Raw genomic sequence first — 20,586 nt, forward strand, 5'->3', positions numbered from 1 at the left:
TTACTCCGCCGGGACGGGGGACGGGCCGCCGCTCTCGAGCGCCGTCCAGCGGTCGGCCCTGTAGGCCTTCAGGCAGGCCTGGACGCCGAAGACGGCGATGGCCACCACGAGGCCGACGAACATGACGGCGAGCGCCGCGTCGATCCGGTCGTTGAAGACGATCTTGTGCATGTCGGCCATGTTCTTGGCCGGACCCAGCACCTTGCCCTCGGCGATCGCCGCCGAGAACCGGTCCGCATGGGACAGGAAGCCGATCTTGGGATCGGCCGAGAAGATCTTCTGCCAGCCCGCCGTGAGCGTGCAGATCAACAGCCAGACGGTGGGGATGATCGTGACGAAGGCGTAGCGCTCGCGCTTCATCTTGAAGATCACCACGGTGGCCAGCGTCAGCGCCACGGCCGCCAGCATCTGGTTCGAGATGCCGAACAGCGGCCACAGGGTGTAGATGCCGCCGAGCGGGTCGGTGACGCCCTGGTAGAGGAAGTAGCCCCAGGCCGAGACGCAGAGGGCCGTGGCCAGGATGCTGGGCGCCCAGGCCGAGGTGTCCTTGAAGGTCGGCGAGATCAGGCCGAGCAGGTCCTGCAGCATGAAGCGTCCCGCCCGCGTGCCGGCATCCACGGCGGTGAGGATGAACAGGGCCTCGAACAGGATCGCGAAGTGGTACCAGAAGGCCATCATCGTCTTGCCGCCGATGGCGGACGAGATGATGTGGGCCATGCCGACGGCGAGCGTCGGGGCGCCGCCGGTGCGCGAGATGATCGAGTGTTCGCCGACATCCTTGGCGGTCTGGGTGATCACATCGGCGGAAATCGGGAAGCCGAGATTGGTCACGGCGGCGGCCGCCGTCTCGGCGGAGGTGCCGAGCAGGGCGCCCGGGGAGTTCATGGTGAAGTAGATGCCCGGATCGATCACGCTCGCGGCGACCAGCGCCATGATCGCGACGAAGCTCTCCATGAGCATGCCGCCGTAGCCGATGAAGCGGGTGTCGGCTTCGTTGTCGATGAGTTTCGGGGTCGTGCCCGACGAGATCAGCGCGTGGAAGCCGGAGACGGCACCGCAGGCGATGGTGATGAAGAGGAACGGGAACAGCGAGCCCGCCCAGACCGGGCCGGTGCCGTCGACGAACTTCGTCATGGCCGGCATCTGCAGATGCGGTGCGACCACGACGATGCCGAGAGCGAGGCCGATGATGGTGCCGATCTTGAGGAAGGTCGAGAGGTAGTCGCGCGGGGCGAGCAGGAGCCAGACCGGCAGGATCGAGGCGACGAAGCCGTAGCCGATCAGCATCCAGGTGAGCTGCGTGCCGGTGAAGGTGAAGGCCGGACCCCAGACCGGGTGTTCGTTGATCTGGCCGCCGCCGATGATGGCGGCCATGAGCAGGACGAAGCCGAGGATCGACACTTCGCCGATCTTGCCCGGCCGGATGAAGCGCGCGTAGAGGCCCATCAGGATCGCGATCGGGATCGTGGCCGCCACGGTGAAGGTGCCCCAGGGGCTCTCGGCCAGCGCCTTGACCACGATCATCGCCAGCACGGCGAGCAGGATCACCATGATCATGAAGGTGCCGAACAGCGCGATCACGCCGGGGATCACGCCGAGCTCGGCCCGGATCAGCTCACCGAGGGAGCGCCCGTCGCGGCGCATGGAGATGAACAGGATCATGAAGTCCTGCACCGCGCCCGCGAGCACGACGCCCGCCAGGATCCAGAGCATGCCGGGCAGGTAGCCCATCTGCGCGGCCAGGACCGGGCCGACGAGGGGACCCGCGCCTGCGATCGCCGCGAAATGGTGGCCGAACAGGACGGTCTTGTTGGTGGGGACGTAGTCGAGCCCGTCGTTGTGACGGTGGGCCGGGGTCTTGCGGCTCGGATCGAGCTGCATCACCTTGTCGGAGATGTAGAGCGAGTAATAGCGGTAGGCGATGAGATAGACGCAGACCGCGGCCACGACGATCCACAGGGCGTTGATCGATTCGCCGCGGCTGGTGGCGACGATCGCCAGGGCCGCCGCGCCCAACGCACCCACAAGGGCCCACGGCCCGTGCTTCTGTATAGCACCCATCGACGTCTCGCTCCCGCGACCCGTCCTTGATGGCGGATCGTCAAGGCTCTTCTCGCTCAAAAATTCTTTCGGGGCCAGAGAGAAAAATACGAAGTCGCCGGCGATGTCAGTCCGTGACGATCACCCGGTTCGGCAATTCGTCGATATCGCCCGCCCGTCGCGGCAAGTGCTGCGCGAGGATCGCACCGATCCCCTCCACGGCGGAGACGAGACCGTCGGCCGCCGCGCCCCGCCGAAGAGAGGACAGCAGCGCGTCGATGGCCGAGGACCATGCCGCCGGGGAAATCCGGGAGGCGATGCCCGAATCGGCGACGATCTCCGCATGGCCCTCCGCGACGGCGAGGTAGATCAGGATGCCCGTGCGCCCGCGCGTCCGGGCCAATCCGCGGGCGGTGAACTCCCGCGATGCCGCCTCGTGCGCCCGCGCCCGTCGGATCGAGCGGGGAACGAGGAGGAGGCGGGCTCGCGGATGGGCGGCGGCGGCGAGCGCCGCGAGGACGATGGCGGCCTGCGCCAGGGCGATCGAGGCGGCGCTCCACGGGGTGAGCAGGATCAGCGGCCAGGGGGCCGCGAGCCCGAGGGCCAAGGCCGGCACCGAAGCGGCGGACCGGTAGAGGCCGGCGCGGGCGGCCACGAGAACGACGATCTCCGCCGACGTGGTCGATTCCGCCGTGGCGATCGCGTCGGCGATGCGCGTCCTGTCGGTGTCGCTCAGCATCCTACCAATCCCCGGAGGCTCCGCCCCCTCCCGATGAGCCGCCACCGCCCGAAAATCCCCCGCCATCGCCGAAGCCGCCGGAGACGCCGCCGCTCCATCCCCCCGACGATGGGCCGGGCAGGATGATGAACCCGCCGCCACGGCGGCCCCGATTCATCCGGTACACGACGAACAGAATTACCAGGAAGAGGACGATGAAGCCGACGACGTGGGACGGCTCGGCCTCGTCGCTTCGCACTTTCCCCTTGCGCTGCCACTCCTCGGCGTCGCCGCTCAGGATCGACAGCATGGCATCGATTCCGGCCTTGATGCCGCCGCCGTAATCCCCCGCCTTGAAGCGGGGCGCGATGGTGGAGGTGATGATGACCTTCGACAGGGCGTCGGTGAGCGCCCCTTCGAGGCCGTAGCCGACCTCGATCCTGACCTTGCGGTCGTTGGGCGCCACGAGGAGGAGCGCGCCGTTGTTGGTCTTGGCCTGGCCGATGGCCCATGAGCGGAACAGCCGGTTGCCGTAATCCTCGATGGTCAGTCCCTGGAGGTTGGGCACCGTCGCCACGACGACCTGATCGGAGGTCTTCTCCTCGTAGGCCTTCAGCTGCGCTTCGAGGGCGGCCGTCTCGTCCGGCTTGAGGATGCCGGCGGCATCCACGACCCGGCCGCTAAGGGCCGGGAAGGTCGGCTCCGCCGCCATGGCCTCGCCGTGCGCTAGCAGCAGCATCCCCGCCAGGACGACGAGGACGAGTGCCATGACGGACGCTGGCGCGCGCCCTCGAACAACCGCTGCCCTCGTCACCGCGCTAGAACTTCACGGCCGGCGGCTTGTCCGAATTGGGCGTCGCCGTGAACGTCTCCATCGGCTTCGATTCGGGATAGAACCACGCGGCGATCCAGCGGCCCGGAATGGTGCGGACCTCGGTGTTGTAGGCCTGGACGGCACCGATATAGTCTCGGCGCGCCACCGCGATCCGGTTCTCGGTCCCCTCCAGCTGGGATTGCAGCGCCAGGAAGTTCTGGTTCGACTTGAGGTCGGGATAACGCTCGACGGTGACGAGGAGACGGCCCAGGGCGCCGGAGAGCTGGTTCTGGGCGTCCTGGAATTCCTTGAACTTCTGGGGATCGGAGACGGTGGAGGCGTCGACCTTCACGCTCGAGGCCTTCGCGCGGGCTTCGGTGACGCCGACGAGCACGTCCTTCTCCTGTTGCGCGTAGCCCTTCACCGTCTCCACGAGGTTCGGGATCAGATCAGCGCGGCGCTGGTACTGGTTCTGAACCTCGCTCCACGAGGATTTCGCGCTCTCCTCCAGGGTGGGCACCCGGTTGATCGCGCCGCAGCCCGAAAGGGTCGTGGCCAGGGCGACGGCGACGAGCGCGGACCGCATCCGGCGGATCAGCGATGGGCGGGGCGAGCGCGCGAAGGGCGTGGCGGCGGCGGGACGCAGAACGGACGGCATAGGTGGCTCCTCGCGGACGGGCGCGGCATCGGGCGTGGTATGGACGGGTCCAGGCCCCTGCCGCCCGGCTACGCTCGTTGAGATAGGGCGCGATGCCGCGGGTGAAAGGTCGGGTGGGCGCGCTCCTGCCGTCAAACGCCCTGTCGATCAGGGGGCCGAACGGTTCAAGCGACGGGCCGACTGTTATGCTGGCAGGTTGACAAGGCACCGTGCATGGGTCGCTGTGCCGGCCATGGATGAAACGCCACCTGCCCCACAGGTCGAGAAACCCAGGGTTTCCATCACCTACTGCACGCAGTGTCAGTGGCTCCTGCGCGCCGGCTGGATGGCGCAGGAGCTCCTCTCCACCTTCCGCGACGATATCGGCGAGGTCGCCCTGATCCCGGGGAATGGCGGCGTCTTCCTGATCGTCTGCGGATCGGAGACGATCTGGGACCGGACGCGGGACGGGGGATTTCCCGACGTGAAGACCTTGAAACAGCGTGTCCGCGATCGGCTGGCGCCGTCCCGCGACCTCGGTCACATCGACAGGCCATGACCGCCGAGACCCATCACGACGCCGAGCCCGAGAACCACATCGACCCCGCTTCCGAGCGGCCGAAGAGCGGTGGGTGGCAGGCCACGGCCCCGGGCCGGCTGTTCGCGCGCATCCGGCAGCGCGGGTTCTCGACGCAGGTGTATCTGGTTGCCCTCGTGGTGGCGTTGATCGGGCCGGGATTGCTGTTCACGGCGATCCTGCTGTTTCGCTATGCCGGGACCGAGCGGGCACGCTTCGAGCAGGATGCGCGCGAGAACGTTCGCGGGATCGCCCTCTCCATCGACCGCGACACGGCGGGGCTCGTCTCCGTGCTGCAGACCCTGGCGACGTCGCCTCGCCTGAAGGACTCGGAGTTCGAGAATTTCGACGCGCAGGCACGGCTCGTCCGGGAAACCGTCGGGCTCGACATCTTGCTGCGTCGGCCGGACGGCCAGCAACTGGTGAACACCTCGGTCCCGCGCGGAGCGCCGCTCCCGAAGACCGCCCTGCCCTTCGACCGCGAGATCGCATCGGGCACGCAGCGGGCGATGATCTCCGGCATCCTGTCCGGCACCATGCCCGACCGCGCGACCTATGCCATCGCCGTGCCGGTCCAGACCGAGGGCGAGGTCGCCTATGTCCTCAGCTTCCTCGCGCCGGTGAGCCGGCTGCAGGGCATCCTCGGCCGGGAATACGTCCAGGGCTGGATGACGGGCGTGTCAGACCGGGACGGCATCGCCCTTGCCCGCATCCCCGATCCGGCATCGATCGTCGGGCGCCCGCGCCTCGCGACCCTTCGCCAGCGCCAGACCGAGACGCCGGGGGTCTGGGAAGGCAAGGATTTCAACATGCGCCCCGTCACGGTCGTGGAGGCCCGCTCGCGCCTCACCGGCTGGACGGTGAGCGCGGTGATTCCGAAGGCCCTGGTGGATGCGCGACTGCGCGGATGGATCTGGGCCTTCACCGGCTTCGGCCTCCTCGTCCTCGCGACCTCGTCGATCCTGGCCATCAATCTCTGGTCGAAGGTCTCGCAGCCGCTGCGCCGCCTCGTGGCGACGGGGCCGGCTTTGGCGCGCGGCGAGGCGATCCCGCGCATCACCTCGCCGATCCACGAGATTCGCCGTCTCGGCGACGTGCTGGCGGACGCCTCCTTGCGCCTGCGCACCCGAGGCGAGGAACGCGACACGGCGCTCGCCGAGACGGAACGCGGCCTTTCGGCCCTGCGCGAGAGCGAGGCACGATTCCGGCACATGGCGGATTCGGCCCCCGCCCTGATCTGGATGACGGACGAGGTCGGGGAGATCAGCTTCGCCAACCTGCATTTCGACCACCTGTTCGGAAAGCCGGCCAGCGCGCTGGCGGCCGGCGGGTGGCAGACGATCGTCCATCCGGACGACCTGCCGGCGTTCTCCGCCAAGTTCTCTGACGCCTTCGTCGGCCGCGTTCCCGTGAGGGCGGAGGTTCGGGTCGTGGATCGCGACGGGGTGGTGCGCTGGCTGCGATGCGAAGGCGTGCCGCGCCTGGACGATACAGGAACCTTCCTCGGCTACACCGGCTGCAACGTCGACATCACCGATGCCAAGCGCGCGGAAGAGCATCTGCTCCTGCTCATCCATGAACTCAACCATCGCGTGAAGAACACCCTCGCCACCGTCCAATCCATCGCCATCCAGTCCCTGCGCGGCCTCGACACGCCGGAGGCGGCGGCGGCCAAGGCCGCGTTCGAAGCGAGGCTCCTGGCGCTCGCCCGCGTTCACGACGTGCTCACCCGCGAAAGCTGGGAGGGAGCGGAACTCGGCAACGTGGTGGCCGATGCCACCGCTCCCCTCGATTCCACCGAAGCGGGGCGATCCCGCTTCATCGTATCGGGACCGCATCTGCGCCTGCCGCCCCGGCTCGCGCTCTCCATCGCCATGGCGCTGCACGAACTCGGCACCAACGCGGTCAAGTACGGCTCGCTCTCGCAGGAGGGTGGCACCGTGACGATCAGCTGGAGCGTGGTGAAGGAGCCGGACACCCGCCTCCTCCTGCGCTGGAGCGAGAGCGGCGGGCCACCGGTGACGAAGCCGACACGCACCGGGTTCGGCTCGCGCCTCATCGAGCGCAGTCTCGCCCGCGAGCTCGACGGCGAGGTCCAGCTCATGTTCGCGGCTAGCGGGGTGGTCTGCTCCATCGAAGCGCCCGTGCCTCCGCCGACCCTGCTGGAGCGCAAGGCCGGCCTCGTTCCCCTGCGACCCGCGACGCTTCTCCCCCATTCGGCCTGATCTTTTCAGCGATCCGAGCAAGTCATGATGGGCGCTCTGCCGAACACTTTCGGGGCGTCGGTACTCCGTCGTGCCTCGTTCGTCCGCGCGGAGGTGTCTCCCACGGCATCGGCGCGACGTTCGCGACAAATTTACTTGAGGGGTTGCGGCGTCCTATGAGCTATAATTCAACTACAAGTACACCGATCTCTTGTCATTGGCTTGAGTTTAATTCTTTTGGCTCAATGGTGTGATTGGGCAAAAGGCGAAACCGAGGATTTTTATCTGCGCGTCATGCTAAGACTAGGTCATTAGATCGGTCGGCTCTTCTGTCTTGGGGCTCCGGTGTTCGATACTGCCATGGAAAAGAAATCGTCCGCAACATGGCGCACGGTTACCATTGGTTGCTGGCGCCGGTACCAGGGAAGTCGACGAACCATTCGTTCCGGCCGGCGCGGAAGGGGGGACTGCTAAGGCGCCATTAAACAATAGCGTCTATGACTTTGTCTTATCGGTATCTCAAGGTTGTAGTTTTATGATTGGCTTCTCCCGAAAGCGTCCGGCCAACGACACGATTGCGGTGCCTACCGCGGCTCAGCAGACCGAGGCCGACGACCTTCGTCTCGGTGCTGCGGTGGAAGCGCTGATGTCGAGCCAGGGGCTGTCGACGATCGACCTGCCCGACGGAAAGCTCAAATCCGCGATCGAGCGCCTCAACGGCCGTGGCGAGGACGACAATCAGCGTAACCTCTCCTCCATCGCCGCCATGGCGAAGGAGACGTCCGAGGCGGCCATCAACATCGGCTGGATGACCTACGATGTCGGCGAAGTCGCCCGCGCCACGCAGACGATCGCCGGCGCCACGGAAGAGATGGCGGCATCCATCGCCGAGGTCTCCCAGACGTCCGACACAGTCGTCACCGTCGCCCAGGACGCCCTGACCGCCATGAGCGCCTGCATCGGCGACGGGCGCGAGGCCAAGTCCGCCATGCAGGAGATCGACGTCCGCACCTCGCTCATCTCGGAGCGGGTCGTGGTGCTGGAGCGGGCCATCGCCCAGATCGAGGTCATGGCGACCGCCATCGCGTCGATCTCCGCCCAGACCAACCTGCTCGCCCTCAACGCGACCATCGAGGCGGCGCGCGCCGGCGAGGCCGGTCGCGGGTTCTCCGTGGTCGCGGCCGAAGTGAAGTCGCTGTCCGCCCAGACCGCCAAGTCCACGGGCGAGATCCGGGGGCTTCTCAGCACGCTGACATCGGAGATGTCGGCCATTTCCACCGCCGTCGGCGAGAGCCGGAATGCGGTCACGTCCGGCCGGGCCATCGTCGAGCAACTGGAAACGCGGGTCGAGCAGACCAACGAGCGGATCTCCCAGGCGAGCGACCTGAACCAGGCGATCTCGCAGATGCTCGCCCAGCAGCGTTCGGCCACCGCCGAAATCTCCACCAGCGTGCAGAACATCGCCGGCAAGGCCGCCAAGACCCATGAGGAGATCGACAAGATCACGACGCGTCTCGTGAAGGCCGAGGATTTCGGCCGGACCGCCCTCGCGGCGGAAAGCGGGCGCGTCAAGGCCCATGGCCTGGTCTGCCTGCCGGCGGATGTCGGCATGTGGAAGCGCAAGCTCGCCCGGATCCTCGTCGGCCTCGCCCCGGCCGCGTCCTCCGATCCGACGATGCTCGGCCGCGCGGATCACAGCGTCTGCACGGACCTGCGGAATGGCCCGCTGCGCGATCATCCGGCACTGGCCCGTCTCGCCGCTGCCGAGAAGACGGCGCTCGAGGAAGCCAAGACGATGACCGACGCCGTCGCCGCGAACAATTGGGACGTGGGCACGCCGGCCTATCAGGCCGCTTCCGCCGCCATGAAGGAGATGCTCGCGGCGGCCAAAGAGCTGCTCGCCGTCAAGGCTGCGTGATCGACGCCCCTTGTGGGTAGCGCGCACTCGAACGTTCCGAAGTCCCGCGATCGGCCCCTTGTTGCCGGCCGCGGGTTTCGGCATGGCTTGAGCGCGTCGCCACGCGAGAACCCGAACCGTTTCATGATCCGACCGGACGCTCCTCCACCGGCCCGTTTCAATGCCGCCCGCCACTGTCTCGCTGAGAATGCGCGCCTGCGGCCTGACAAGACCGCGCTGATCATGGCGGGCGCGGAGGACGGGGCGTTTCACCTGACCTTCGCCGAGGCCGACCGTGCCGTGCGCGGCATCGCCGCCGGTCTCCTCGCCCTCGGCCTGCGCCGCGGCGACCGCGTGATGATCCGGATGGGCAACGAGGCGGACTACGTCCTCGTGTATTTCGGCGCCCTCGCCGCCGGGCTCGTGGCCCTCCCCTCCTCGCCCCAGCTGACGCCGGCGGAAGCCGCGTTCCTCATGGAGAATTCCGGCGCCGCCGTCGTGGTGACCGGGGCGGGCCACCGTCTCGACCCGGCCGAGGCCGAGGGCCGCATCGTCCTCGGCCCCTCCGAGATCGCCGCGATGAAGCGTGCCGAGCCGGTGGCGGAGTACGCCGACACCGCGGCGGACGATCCGGCGACCCTGGTCTACACCTCCGGCACCACCAGCCGGCCGAAGGGCGTGCTCCATGCCCATCGCGCGATCTGGGGGCGCCGCCCGATGCATGCGCATTGGCTGGGGCTGACGGAGGCCGACGTCATGCTGCATGCCGGCACCATGAACTGGACCTATACGCTCGGCGTCGGCATCACCGATCCCTGGGCCTGCGGCGCCACGAGCGTCCTCTACGACGGGCCCCGCGATCCCGCCGTCTGGCCAGCCCTCATCGCCCGGCACGGTGCGACGCTGTTTGCCGCCGTGCCGAGCCTCTACCGCCAGATCCTGAAATACGCCGATCTGTCCGCGCACGACCTGTCCCGCCTGCGGCACGGCTGCACCGCCGGCGAGGCCCTTCCTGCCGAACTGCTGGACGCCTGGACCGCCGCCACCGGCAAGCCCCTCTACGAGGCGCTCGGCATGAGCGAGATCTCCACCTATGTCTCCAGCGGCCCCACCATCCCGGTGAAGCCCGGCTCTCCCGGCAAGCCCCAGCCCGGGCGCCGCGTGGCGATCCTGCCCGTGGACGGGCCGGACGAGCCGCTGCCGGAGGGCGAGACGGGGCTCCTCGCGATCCACCGCACGGAGCCCGGCCTGATGCTCGGCTACTGGAACCGGCCAGAGGAGGAAGCCGCCGTCCTGCGCGGCGAATGGTTCGCGGGCGGCGATCTCGCGAGCCTCGACGAGGACGGCTACCTCTGGTTCCACGGGCGCAACGACGACCTGATGAACGCCCTCGGCTACCGGGTCTCGCCCAACGAGGTCGAGGGCGTGGTCGGGGGACATCCCGCCGTGGCGGAGGTCGGCGTCACCGAACTCGCCGTCCGGGCCGACCTGAAGGTCATCGCCGCCTTCGTGGTGCTGAAGCCCGGGGAAGAGGCGGATGGACCCTCGATCCTGGCCTGGTGCGCCGAGAGACTGGCCGCCTACAAATGCCCGCGCGAGGTCCGGTTCCTCGATGCCCTGCCGCGCACCGCCAATGGCAAGGTCCAGCGCAAGCGGCTCGCCGACCCGCCGGTCGCGGCATGAAGTCGAGGTCGCCGGGCCAGCCCTGCCGATCCCGAGTCCAGGGTCTTCGTTCCATGACGAGCGTGGCGAGAAAGGTGTATCGGCCGGCCGGACCGATATCGTAGAGCCCTCACCATGTCCGCGCCGCCGCTTTCGATCTTCCTCATCGCCTTCAACGAAGCAGACCGGATCGGCGCGACCATCCGTGCGGTGCGCGACCTGACCGACGACCTCGTGGTGGTCGATTCCGGCTCCACCGATGGAACGCAGGCCCTGGCGGCCTCCCTCGGTGCGCGGGTGATCCACAACGCCTGGTCCGGCTACGGCCCGCAGAAGCGCTTCGCCGAGACCGTCTGCCGTCACGAATGGCTGCTCAACCTCGATGCGGACGAGGTGGTGCCCCCGGACCTGTCCCAGGCCATCCGGGACCTCTTCGCCGCCGGCGAACCCGCCCACCCGGCCTATCGCATCGCCATCGCGGAAATCTTCCCCGGTGAGTCGAGGCCCCATCCCTGGGCCTATGCCCTGCATCCCGTGCGCCTCTACCGCAAGGACAGGGGCCGCTACTCGCCCTCCCCCGTCCACGACCGGGTGGAGCTCGATCCCGGCGCCAGCGTCGGACGCCTGAAGGGGGTCATCCATCATTTTTCCGTGCGCTCGCTCGGCGATCAGCTCGACAAGCTCAACCGCTATTCCGACCAGCAGGCCCGGGACCTCGAAGCCCGCGGCGTCACGATTCCCACCTGGCGGATCTTCGTCGAGCTGCCGCTGAATTTCCTGAAGGCCTATCTCGGCCGGCGCCATTTCGTGAGGGGCGTCTACGGCTTCCTCACAGCCGCCAACTACGCGATCTCCCGCCATCTCCGGGTGGCCAAGCACTACGAACGGCGCAGCGCGCTAATTTCCACCCCGTTGCCGCCTATTGAACCGGCCAAGCGGGTTGACCCGTCCGACGCGAAATTCTAGAGCCACCCCTACGGAGACGTGGCCGAGCGGCTGAAGGCACTCGTTTGCTAAATGAGCATACCCCGAAAGGGGTATCGAGGGTTCGAATCCCTCCGTCTCCGCCATATAGCCCCTAAACCCTTGCGATTACGGCATCTTTATGATGCCGTAGGCTTCTGAGCGCGCTCCTGCTACGAAGGAGTGCTACGAAGTCATGAGGCAGATGGTGGGTCTGGTCCAGCGTCGGGGCATCTTCTATTTTCGTCGCACCATACCGCGAGCGCTGCGCGCGAACATGCCGGCCGTGCTCGGAACCGCAGGCCATGGAATTTTCGACGAGGGCGCTCCCGTCTCTCTGAAAGCGAGCAGAGCAGGCCGCGAGTTCTGGGTCAGCCTTGGGACCCGCGATGAGGATGAGGCTCGCCGCCGAGCGCGCCGTCTGGATGGTGAGGCAGACACTCTCATCAGTCTCGCCAAGCGCCGCCTTCTTCTAAGCTCGCAGCCGTTGATCTCACAACTCGACGACGAGACCATTCAGAAGCTGGTCGCCATCTTCCGTCACCGCAAACTCGCGAATGACGAAGCCCTACGTCGTGGAGCCGTGCCGCTCAGCATTGAAGCCTTCACTGCCCTCAGCCAGGAGATCGCTGCCAGGGAAGCTGAGCTGCGCGATGCCAACGCGCGCGGTGACTGCGCTGCAACTCACTTCAGCCACGATGCGATGATGACCGTCATCGATGCCGGATTGAACATCGCATACGGTTCTCCGGCGGATCGGCGCCTCTATATGGCGTTCGTCGAAGCAGAATTGGAGGTGATGACGATCCTCAGGGATCGACAAGGCGGAGCCACCCGGCCCACGCCTGCCCTGACGGCGATCACTCGACTCGATGATCGGACGGAGCGCTTGATTTGGTCTCCCCGCGAGAAGGTGGGTGCACCAACCCCGGAAGAAATTTTGCAGGGTTGGAAACGTGATCATAAGCCGGCCGAGAAGACCTTCTATACGTTCTCCAGCAAGGTCCACCGATGGACCTCCTTTCTCACGGAACGAGGTTTGACATTCCACAATGCCAGCCTCTCGGATGCTTCTGACTGGAAGAGCGCCTCTGCTGCCAAGCGGTCGGCACAAAGCGTTTCGAATGACCTCAACGCCATCAAAGCAATTTACAGCTGGGCCGTGGCGAATGGAAAATGCTCAGTTAATCCCTTCGCGGGCCTGAAGCAGCCTCGGGCCGGCATGAAAGGGCAACGGCGATCAGCAAAACGCGATTTCACCGACGAAGAAACCGTTCGCGTCCTCATGGCCGCACGTGACCGCAACGGCTATCGAAGGTGGGTTCCCTGGATCGCCTGTTTCACGGGCGCACGCATTTCAGAGATCTGCCAGTTGGAAAAATCCGACGTCGCCTCGTCTATGGGAATTCACTATTTTCGGATGACGGTTGAATACGACAACGAAGGAGAAGGTGCAGCATCCAAAGAAATCAGAATTGCAAAGAAAAATCTCAAAAACTTTAGTTCGAAACGCCACATTCCAATCCATCCTCAGTTAATAGAGGAAGGATTTTTACTATTCGTTGCGTCGTGTAAAACAAACGATCTATTTTCCGACGCAACGCCGGATCGATTCGGCAATCGTGGGGGAAACGCAACTAAGGTGATTAGTAGATGGGTAAGAGATAAAATTGGGATTACGGATCCTCGCATCAGCCCAAGCCATTCCTTCAGACACCGTTTCTCAACCCAATGCAAAAATTGTGGAATTCCGCCGGAGATCAGGAACAGACTGATGGGCCATAGTGAAGGCGAATCGAGCGAGCTCTATGGCGATGATTATTCAGTTGAGATGTTGTTCGCCGCGATTAAGCAAATTCCCGTGCCGGGTGGGCTAAAAAAATAGTGCCTATCACATGGCTTAAAGCCATACCTCAGGGAGGACCACTTTTTGGGAGGCAGGCCACTGTAGCTAACGGCTTCCTACAAGCGACGCTCGGGGCCCTTCGATAGGAAGGGTGGCACTACCTACGCCTCGCAGGTCCATCGCTCGGAGCTAAGCAACGACCGAAGAACCTAAAGGGTCAGACGGCAGAGTGGTTAGCCACTTGAGGCGGGCCAATCCCCCCTGAGTGATCTGCCAAGTCGCGAACACGCCGCCAATGTGCGGCCCCGCTTGCTCGCCGATCCACTGCACATCGCCTTGGCTCTGGAGGGCGCAAAGACGACTGTGATCGCTGGGCCAGGACCGATCCCGCTCGCGTTTAACGGAAATCCGACCCGCTACCGCATCCGCAGCTTTGGTCAGAATGCGGCGATCGTGATTGACTAGCAAATTGTCTCTCCGTGGAAGGCGCGGGGAGAATGCGCACTTCCTACGTAGAACCTTAACCATACGAGCTTGATAGGCAACCCGGCCGTCTGCAGGCATGCGGGCATGCTGCCCGCATCACATCAATGATGTTCAGCCCGCGAACGTCGTTCAGCGAACAGCGGCAGCCTCAGCGGCCACCTGCACCGTACGCGCCATAATCACTGGCTTGGCCGCGATCGGCTGAGGCGTTGTGGTCAGATCGCTGACGCTACGCACTTTCTGGGTCTCACCTACTCGCCTTATAGGTGCCAAAACAGGGTTAGCGAATTGTAAAAATTTGGGTTTTGGTTCTGTGTCGCAACAGGACTGATCGACGCTTGACACTGTTAGACAGTGATTATCACTGTGTGTTATAAAGTTACAAACAGGAGGCCCGATCATGGCAACGCCCAATGGTCAGATGACCGTCACCCTCACCCGCGAACTGGAGCAGTACGTGCGCGACAAGGTGCGCGCCGGCGCCTTCGCCACCCCCAGCGAGTACATCCGCGACCTGGTGCGCGAGCGTTACCTCGCCGAGCAGGACCATGAGGCCAAGCTGCGGGCGCTGGACAGCGCCTTGGCCGCTGGCATCGCCGACGCCGAGGCTGGTCGGGTTGTGCCGGTGCAGGACGCGTTCGCGCGGATCCGAGCCGCCCTCGGCATGGTCGATGAAAGCAAGCGCCCGTGAGGGTCGTCCTGACCGAAAAGGCGATCGCGGATCTGATCCGCATCGGTCGGTTCATCCAGGAGGATAACCCCGCACGCGCCGTGACGTTTGTGGAGGAGCTGGAACAGCGCTGTCAGGGGCTTGCTGGCATGGCGCGGGCCTTTCCGCTGCTGCCCGGCCGAGAGCAGGCCGGCATTCGTCGCCGATCCCACGGCAACTACCTGATCTTCTACCGGCTCAGCGACGCCGAGGCGTTGGTCGAGGTGCTGCACGTGCGCAACGGGGCGCAGGACTACGACGCCATTCTCTTTCCAGCTGGATGACCGGCCACCCGTTGTGAATTCCCATGATCACGCTGGTCAGATCGCGTGACCTGAGCCTAAGCTTGGTCCGATGACGGCCGGCTTCAGTGCCGTCTGCCCCGGAGAACCAAGCAGGACGCACCAGACCGTGAGCCAGCCCCTCGACAGCATCGCCGCCGTGCTCGAAAGCACGGGTGATTACCGCGTGCTGCGCCGGCTGGAACCCCTGACGGACGATCCGGATGCGCCCAATGAGCCGACCTTCATCGGCTTGGTCCTCGACACCGAAACTACCGGCACCGACTACGCCACCGACGAGGTGATCGAGCTTGGCATTCTCAAGTTCGAGTATGGCGCCAGCGGGCGCATCTACCGGGTGCTGGAGACGTTCAACCAGCTGCATCAGCCGCGCAAACCGATCCCGGCCGAGATCACCCGGATCACGGGCATCACCGATGCCGACGTGGCCGGGAAGCGCATTGATGACGCCGCGGTGCAGGCGCTCGCCGCCGACGTGGGCGTGGTGATCGCTCACAACGCCAGTTTCGACCGGCAGATGTGTGAGGGTCGCTGGCCGGTGTTCGCGGAGAAGAACTGGGCCTGCTCATGCCATCAGATCCCGTGGCGTGCCGAGGGCCATGAGGGCATGAAGCTCGGCTATCTGCTGATCGACTACGGGTTCTTCCACAAGGGCCACCGGGCGATCGACGACTGCCATGCCCTGATGGCACTACTGGCGCGTCCGCTGCAGGCCTCAGGCCGTCTAGCGCTCTCATCCCTGCTGGAGACTGCCCGCAAGCCGACCGTGCGCCTGTGGGCGCAGGGGGCTGCCTTTGAAACCAAGGATGCCTTGAAAGCACGCGGCTTCCGCTGGAGCGGTTCGCGGCGCTGCTGGTACATGGACTGCGATGAGGAGCAGTTGGAGGGCGAGCGCGCCTTCCTGCAGCAGGAGGTGTTTCAGCGACCGGTCGCCCATCTGCCGGTCGATCGGATCACCGCGCGGGACCGGTTCTCAGCCCGGACCAACCCTGAAGCGCCCGCGTCCTAAACGTAAAACTCTGACCAGCCCCAGACTGAACCAGGGTTTCTTGACGACGGGGGACGGGGGCGCCCACTCCATCGATGAATGGCAGCGGTGTAGCGTCGTTGTTCGCCCATATCGACACCCTCGACCTGGAGGAGATCGAGCCGTGGTTTGCCGTTCCGTCAATCCCGAGATTTACGAGATTGTTGAGGCGTAGTCAGCTTTGCGCTAATTATCGGCGATGCAATTCAAAACTCGAACTGTGCGCGCCATAGCCCACATGATATGCGGCAATGATGAATACGGTGTACTCTTTCCCTATCGATCCAGCAGCTATCTAACCGATTTTTTCCGGGACTGCGATCTCGATTACGTTCACGGTGGCTTTACACGGTGGGCTTGGGTTCTGATTGCCTCGGTGAACTCCTGAATGAACCGAAGCCAGCGCCGAATACGCTACCAGACGGCTTTGTGCGCGTTCTGCGGACGCTCCTTGATAAGGGAGATGCTAAAGAGGGCGATGATAATCGAACCAAAGCTCTCGCCGCTCTGAATACCCAACTGGTGCGCGAGGGATTCGAGGCATTTTACGATGAGAACGGTGTTGCTCATGTGCGCCATGTGGCGACGAAAGCCATCTCAACACCCACAAACCCCCATCGGCCGTTTACCCCTGCAGAGATCAAGCGCCGCGAACAGCTGGTCGCGTACCTAGATAAGTGCTCAGAGGACGATCTGATCGATGATATCCTACTACCATTGCTACGACAGCTCGGTTTTCATCGGATTACTTCAGCCGGTCATAAAGATAAAGCGCTGGAATACGGCAAAGACATTTGGATGAAGTTTACGCTTCCGACTCTGCACGTAATCTATTTTGGTATTCAGGCCAAAAAGGGGAAAATCGATGCAGCCGGCATGAGTAAATCAGGAAATGCAAATATCGCTGAAATATATCAGTAGGTACTGATGATGATTGGCCATCAGATTTTTGATCCGGAGATCGGTAAGAGAGTGTTGGTTGATCACGCTTTCATTGTTGCCGGAGGCGAAATTACCAAGCAGGCGCGTAATTGGATAGGGGAGAAACTGGATGCGACGCAACGTGCACAGGTCATGTTCATGGATCGCAACACGATTTTGGATCTATTCGTCGCGAGCAATATCCCCCTGCCGGCTGGCGCGATCCCGGCCGTTTCATTGCTGAACGACGACATTCCGTTCTGATAACCGGGGCGCTGCCCCCGGCTGCGTTCAAGGAGTGTCCGTGTCCGTCGTCAGATGATTTGGGACATTCTGCGAAGTTCAGGAGCGGAGGCTCTGGTCCATCTGGGGTAAGAGGTTAGGCGGCCTGCGCGTGGTGGCGCAAGCGGCGATCCATGAGGGTCTGGCGCTTGATGCGTTCCCGCTCGGCCAGGATCCCTTCGCCGCGTCCGAAGTAGACGTCAGCGGGCGTGAGGTTGCTCAGGCTCTCATGGGCTCGGGCATGGTTGTAGTGTTCGACGAAGTCGGCAACCTGCGTCTCCAGTTCGCCGGGCAAGTAGGCGTGTTCGAGCAGGATGCGGTTCTTGAGCGTCTGATGCCAACGCTCGATCTTGCCCTGCGTTTGAGGATGGCATGGCGCACCGCGGATGTGAGTCATGCCCCGGCTGCCGAGCCAGTCAGTCAGGTCGCTGGCGACGTAGCTCGGCCCATTGTCGGAGAGCAGGCGTGGCCGATGCATCACCCGCGCCTGATCGAGCCCAGCCGCACCCAGCGCCAGGTCGAGCGTGGCGGTGACGTCGCTGGCCTGCATCGTCGTGCACAGCTTCCAGGCCACGATGTAGCGTGAGAAGTCGTCCAGCACCGTCGACAGGTAGTACCAGCCCCAGCCAACGACCTTCAGGTAGGTGAAGTCCGTCTGCCAAAGCTGATTGGGCGCGGTGGTCTTATCGCGGAACTCGTCGGCGGCCTTGATGACGATATAGGCCGGGCTGGTGATCAGGTCCTGAGACTTGAGCAACCGGTAGACGGTCGCTTCCGAGACGAAGTAGCGACGCTCGTCTGTGAAGCGCACCGCCAGCTCACGCGGACTGAGTTCAGGCTGCTCCAGAGCCAGGGCAACGATCTGCTCGCGGATCTCCGCAGGCAGGCGGTTCCAGACCCGGCTCGGCCGCGAGGGATGGTCATTCAACGCCTCGGGGCCGCCGCGCTGGTAGGCGTCGTACCACCGGTAGAACGTCGAGCGCGTGATGCCGAGCTTGTCCAGGGTGGTACGTACCGGCAGGTGGGATTGCTCGACGAGCCGGATGATCTCCAGCTTCTCGGGGGCCGGGTACCTCATGCTTCGTCGCCCCCAGCCCCGCTCATGCTTTTTTTAAGCAGACGGTTCTCCAGGACGAGATCAGCTACGACCTCCTTCAGCGCTCCCGTCTCGCGGCGCAGATCCCGCACCTCGTCCGTCGTTGCCGCACGCGCCGTGTCGCCGGACAGGCGCTTCTTGCCAGCCTCCAGGAACTCCTTGGACCAGCCGTAGTACATCGAGGCGGCGATCCCCTCACGTCGGCACAACTCGGCGATGCTGTCCTCGCCACGCAAGCCTTCCAGCACCACGCGGATCTTCTCCTCGGAGGAGAACTGCCGACGTGTGGCCCGACGAATGTCCTTGATCACCGCTTCTGCCGGCTTCTTGGCCGGTCCGGATGTCTGCTTCATCTTCGCTCCTTAGGGGCTACGATGAACCAGCCATCCTCCGTTCGTGAAGACCCTCAATCTGTCCCACAGGTGCTGACGTCGGACAGTTCACCGACCGAGGGTTTCACACGATCCGGGGACATTCGGATGCCATACGACTATTCGCAATTCCGAGAGATGCAGCACTAAACGTCAATCAGCTTCTAGCAGGGTGATGATCTCTGAGTTTTTTGGATGGTTCGCCGCCGATACGGCGCATCCATTCGTGTCCGGACTCTGGTTCTTCGCGCACAAAAGCTGACCGACCGCTTACCACCCGACCCGGGCGTAGGTCATCCTACACCAAGTTGCTACCAAGCAGACGTTCCAACGGTCTGGGAAGGGTCGAATGTAGTCGGTTGAAGCGTAGGGACGCAGGGAAGAGACGGTTTGGTCTGCGACTTTTCGATCTAGAGCCGCGGTGGCGACCCGGGGTCTACCAGCATGATGCCGGCTAGTGCCTGCCAATCCTTGGTCTCAGGTGTGCCACGTCTTCCGGGACGATTACGCGTTCCTCCCCGGCGACCGCAGCGGACCCACGTTGGTAATTTTTTGCCCGGTAAAGGGCTTCGTCGGCCCGTTTCATCAAGCCGCTGCGGCTCGCGATTGTCACGTCGAAGTGGCAGGCCCCGATTGTGGCCGACACGGTGATGACGCGTCCGTCCGTTTCAACATCATGGCGTAACGTGGCGAGGAGATGCCCAAGGCGCCGTTCTAATTCGGCATCGTCAAGGCTCTCGGACAAGACGAGGGCAAACTCGTCGCCACCTAGCCGAGCCGCAAGCCCGTCCGCTCCGCAGGAGGCCTGGAGCTTCTCGGCCATCACTCGCAGAACGTCATCGCCGGCAGGATGCCCACAAGCGTCATTCACGGCCTTGAAGTGGTCGAGGTCGATGAGCAGAAGAACGAAGCCGCTATCATTCTCGCGTACCAGCCGAATTCGCTCATCGAGAAACAGGTTGAGGCGGCTTCGGCTGGCGAGGCCTGTAAGGTCATCGGTCTGAGCAGCGTGGCGAAGGGCCTGCTCCATGGCGTGCCGGTCTGTGATGTCCTGAAGCACCCCAATCAGGGCCACTGCCTCATCAGCACGGAATTCCAGTTCGCCCTTTAAGCGCACGCGCAAGGCCTCGCCTTGAGCATTACAAAAGTCGCTTTCGATGTCGAAGGACTCACCGCTTGAGATTGCGCGCGAGACCGCCGTCTCGATCATGATGCGTCCTTGTGCCGAGTAGAAATCGAGGACTGCTTCCAAGGGCACTTCGTTGCCTACAGGCATTCCATGAATGGCATAGGTCTGATCCGAGAAGGCCATGACCTTCGTGCGAAGGCAGAGTCTCCACGAGCCGATCCTGGCCATCCGTTCTGCCTGACGAAGCTGGCGGTTGCTCCGGTCAAGTGCTTCCAGGGTCCGACGGCGCTCTTCCGCGAGCCGGACGAGCGCGAAGGTATTGCTGCGTGCCGTTAGTAGGGCTTCGGCAAGCTGCGCGAGGTCCCGCAGAACCGTCATGCCAGCCTCATCCAGTTCCCGCGGCCGACGGTCGATAACGCAGAGCGTAGCCACGGCGATGGGGCCGGCGCCGTGCGGGCGTTCGACGCGAATTGGCATGCCGGCATAGAAGCGAATGTGCGGGTCCCCCGTCACAAGGGGATTATGGGCAAAGCGCGAATCGACTGTTGCATCGGACACGACGAGCAGGTCGTTGGCCTTGAGTGCATGAGTGCAGAACGCGTCCTCACGCGGTGTTCCGTCGATACTCAATCCGCAAACGGCTTTGAACCACTGCCGGTTCTCATCCACCATCGTGACAAGGGCGATGGGACATTCCAGCACTTGCCCGGCCGTCCGCACCAAAGTGTCGAACTCATGCTCGGGCGGCGTGTCGAGGATGCCGAGGCTCCTGAGGCATGCGAGCCGTTCGGCTTCACTCACGATTGCGTGCATCATTTCCCTCTAATGAATTGCGCAGCTTAACGCTCCCCTACCTCTATATGCGGTATCTGACAGAACCACAGCTCGTGGACGACTACGAGCCC

The 20,586-nt window shown here is 64.2% G+C and carries 17 protein-coding genes and 1 tRNA gene; 12 read left to right on the forward strand and 6 right to left on the reverse strand.

Annotated features, from left to right (window positions below):
• The 4 genes from A3OM_RS0115010 to A3OM_RS0115025 form a co-directional block, all read right to left on the reverse strand.
• The gene (locus A3OM_RS0115010; RefSeq protein ID WP_026176064.1) at positions 1-2,061 is read right to left on the reverse strand and encodes a carbon starvation CstA family protein; all 2,061 of its coding nucleotides are present in this window, start codon (positions 2,059-2,061) and stop codon (positions 1-3) included.
• Between the two features lie 106 nt (positions 2,062-2,167).
• Complete coding sequence (locus tag A3OM_RS0115015; protein WP_018044583.1) at positions 2,168-2,779, reverse strand: TPM domain-containing protein; 612 nt, start codon at positions 2,777-2,779, stop codon at positions 2,168-2,170.
• Between the two features lies 1 nt (position 2,780).
• Complete coding sequence (locus A3OM_RS0115020) at positions 2,781-3,527, reverse strand: YgcG family protein (RefSeq protein WP_018044584.1); 747 nt, start codon at positions 3,525-3,527, stop codon at positions 2,781-2,783.
• Positions 3,528-3,576: 49 nt separating this feature from the next.
• On the reverse strand, positions 3,577-4,158 hold the full coding sequence (locus A3OM_RS0115025; protein WP_051074413.1) for a LemA family protein: 582 nt from the start codon (positions 4,156-4,158) through the stop codon (positions 3,577-3,579).
• A gap of 304 nt (positions 4,159-4,462) precedes the next feature.
• Here A3OM_RS0115025 and A3OM_RS0115030 point away from each other — a divergent pair, with 304 nt between their 5' ends.
• The 12 genes from A3OM_RS0115030 to A3OM_RS26165 all read left to right on the forward strand — a co-directional run bounded on the left by A3OM_RS0115030 (position 4,463) and on the right by A3OM_RS26165 (position 17,067).
• Positions 4,463-4,768, forward strand: a complete 306-nt coding sequence (locus A3OM_RS0115030; protein ID WP_018044586.1) for a SelT/SelW/SelH family protein — start codon at positions 4,463-4,465, stop codon at positions 4,766-4,768.
• Positions 4,769-4,866: 98 nt separating this feature from the next.
• Positions 4,867-7,011, forward strand: a complete 2,145-nt coding sequence (locus A3OM_RS0115035) for an HWE histidine kinase domain-containing protein (protein ID WP_051074414.1) — start codon at positions 4,867-4,869, stop codon at positions 7,009-7,011.
• Between the two features lie 559 nt (positions 7,012-7,570).
• Positions 7,571-8,908: a methyl-accepting chemotaxis protein gene (locus tag A3OM_RS0115040; RefSeq protein WP_245257797.1), complete on the forward strand. Its 1,338-nt coding sequence runs from the start codon at positions 7,571-7,573 to the stop codon at positions 8,906-8,908.
• Between the two features lie 123 nt (positions 8,909-9,031).
• A complete protein-coding gene (locus tag A3OM_RS0115045; RefSeq protein WP_018044589.1) occupies positions 9,032-10,570 on the forward strand; it encodes an AMP-binding protein in 1,539 nt (512 codons plus the stop codon).
• A 114-nt stretch (positions 10,571-10,684) separates the two neighbouring features.
• Positions 10,685-11,515, forward strand: coding sequence for a glycosyltransferase family 2 protein (locus A3OM_RS0115050; RefSeq protein WP_018044590.1), 831 nt, complete (start codon positions 10,685-10,687; stop codon positions 11,513-11,515).
• A gap of 12 nt (positions 11,516-11,527) precedes the next feature.
• Positions 11,528-11,619 (forward strand) — tRNA-Ser (locus A3OM_RS0115055).
• A gap of 89 nt (positions 11,620-11,708) precedes the next feature.
• Positions 11,709-13,397 (forward strand): DUF6538 domain-containing protein, encoded by a 1,689-nt coding sequence (locus tag A3OM_RS25300; RefSeq protein ID WP_081612673.1) that lies wholly within the window; start codon positions 11,709-11,711, stop codon positions 13,395-13,397.
• 847 nt (positions 13,398-14,244) lie between these two features.
• On the forward strand, positions 14,245-14,535 hold the full coding sequence (locus tag A3OM_RS0115060) for a type II toxin-antitoxin system ParD family antitoxin (protein WP_156652631.1): 291 nt from the start codon (positions 14,245-14,247) through the stop codon (positions 14,533-14,535).
• Entirely contained in the window at positions 14,532-14,837 is a 306-nt protein-coding gene (locus tag A3OM_RS0115065) for a type II toxin-antitoxin system RelE/ParE family toxin (protein WP_018044592.1), read from the forward strand. Before A3OM_RS0115060 ends, A3OM_RS0115065 begins: the two co-directional genes overlap by 4 nt.
• A gap of 127 nt (positions 14,838-14,964) precedes the next feature.
• Positions 14,965-15,864: a 3'-5' exonuclease gene (locus A3OM_RS0115070; protein ID WP_018044593.1), complete on the forward strand. Its 900-nt coding sequence runs from the start codon at positions 14,965-14,967 to the stop codon at positions 15,862-15,864.
• A gap of 369 nt (positions 15,865-16,233) precedes the next feature.
• Entirely contained in the window at positions 16,234-16,803 is a 570-nt protein-coding gene (locus A3OM_RS26160) for a hypothetical protein (RefSeq protein ID WP_198290829.1), read from the forward strand.
• A 6-nt stretch (positions 16,804-16,809) separates the two neighbouring features.
• On the forward strand, positions 16,810-17,067 hold the full coding sequence (locus A3OM_RS26165; RefSeq protein WP_018044595.1) for a hypothetical protein: 258 nt from the start codon (positions 16,810-16,812) through the stop codon (positions 17,065-17,067).
• Between the two features lie 115 nt (positions 17,068-17,182).
• Here the strand turns inward: A3OM_RS26165 and A3OM_RS0115085 are convergent.
• Both A3OM_RS0115085 and A3OM_RS0115095 read right to left on the reverse strand, forming a co-directional pair.
• Positions 17,183-18,534, reverse strand: a protein-coding gene (locus tag A3OM_RS0115085) for an IS3 family transposase (RefSeq protein ID WP_085984209.1) whose coding sequence is annotated in 2 segments (ribosomal slippage) — positions 17,183-18,198 and positions 18,198-18,534 — 1,353 coding nt in all. Because the reading frame shifts where the segments join, the coding sequence is not laid out codon by codon here.
• 472 nt (positions 18,535-19,006) lie between these two features.
• On the reverse strand, positions 19,007-20,482 hold the full coding sequence (locus A3OM_RS0115095; protein WP_198290811.1) for a diguanylate cyclase: 1,476 nt from the start codon (positions 20,480-20,482) through the stop codon (positions 19,007-19,009).
• Between the last annotated feature and the right edge of the window lie 104 nt (positions 20,483-20,586).

The sequence above is a fragment of the Methylobacterium sp. 88A genome, from assembly GCF_000376345.1.
Classification (GTDB): Bacteria; Pseudomonadota; Alphaproteobacteria; order Rhizobiales; family Beijerinckiaceae; genus Methylobacterium; species Methylobacterium bullatum.

Excerpts from the sequence above, each read along its gene's own strand:
- A3OM_RS26165 (WP_018044595.1), top strand. The coding sequence starts at position 16,810 with ATGATGATTGGCCATCAGATTTTTGATCCGGAGATCGGTAAGAGAGTG.
- A3OM_RS0115020 (WP_018044584.1), bottom strand. The coding sequence starts at position 3,527 with ATGGCACTCGTCCTCGTCGTCCTGGCGGGGATGCTGCTGCTAGCGCAC.
- A3OM_RS0115030 (WP_018044586.1), top strand. The coding sequence starts at position 4,463 with ATGGATGAAACGCCACCTGCCCCACAGGTCGAGAAACCCAGGGTTTCC.
- A3OM_RS0115045 (WP_018044589.1), top strand. The coding sequence starts at position 9,032 with ATGATCCGACCGGACGCTCCTCCACCGGCCCGTTTCAATGCCGCCCGC.
- A3OM_RS0115025 (WP_051074413.1), bottom strand. The coding sequence starts at position 4,158 with ATGCGGTCCGCGCTCGTCGCCGTCGCCCTGGCCACGACCCTTTCGGGC.
- A3OM_RS0115010 (WP_026176064.1), bottom strand. The coding sequence starts at position 2,061 with ATGGGTGCTATACAGAAGCACGGGCCGTGGGCCCTTGTGGGTGCGTTG.
- A3OM_RS0115060 (WP_156652631.1), top strand. The coding sequence starts at position 14,245 with ATGGCAACGCCCAATGGTCAGATGACCGTCACCCTCACCCGCGAACTG.
- A3OM_RS25300 (WP_081612673.1), top strand. The coding sequence starts at position 11,709 with ATGAGGCAGATGGTGGGTCTGGTCCAGCGTCGGGGCATCTTCTATTTT.
- A3OM_RS0115015 (WP_018044583.1), bottom strand. The coding sequence starts at position 2,779 with ATGCTGAGCGACACCGACAGGACGCGCATCGCCGACGCGATCGCCACG.
- A3OM_RS0115050 (WP_018044590.1), top strand. The coding sequence starts at position 10,685 with ATGTCCGCGCCGCCGCTTTCGATCTTCCTCATCGCCTTCAACGAAGCA.